The 450-nt window shown below is 67.3% G+C and carries 1 pseudogene; it reads right to left on the minus strand.

Features of this window, described 5'->3' with window-relative positions:
- Positions 1–450, minus strand: a pseudogene (locus JK635_RS29260) (hypothetical protein); the annotation flags it as partial.

Below are 450 nucleotides of genomic sequence, written 5' to 3' on the forward strand. Positions count from 1 at the left end.
GTTGCGGCGCTGGCTCTGCAGCGTTAGCAGCGCGTCGATATCGGAACCGGTAGCCAGCGGCGCGCGCTCGGTGCCATGGGCAATCTCGGCTTTTTCAAAGGTCCCGGGACCATCCAGTTCTTCCGTTGCATTGTTGCCGGCGCTTGCCTGCCATTTTTCGAGATGCAGCGGACTGGCCGACATGAAGCTCTTGCGGGTTATCAGATAGCCCAGGCCCAGCGCGATCACGCCCGTGATCAGCGACAGCAGCAATGCCCGGTCGGCCACCAGCGCGGCGCTGACGCCGGCGCCGGCCGCCTTGGCGCTGATGCCGGGCGCCACGCCGATCACATAATCCGACGACAGCGCCATGCCCTGCCCGGCAATGGCGATGGCCATTGCGCCGGCGATCGGCGGCAAGCCGGCGGCAATCGCGGCCGGCAGCAGGATGGCCGAGACCAGTGGCACGGC

Origin of the sequence: Neobacillus paridis (assembly GCF_016765675.1) — a bacterium.
Classification (GTDB): domain Bacteria; phylum Bacillota; class Bacilli; order Bacillales; family Cytobacillaceae; genus Neobacillus; species Neobacillus paridis.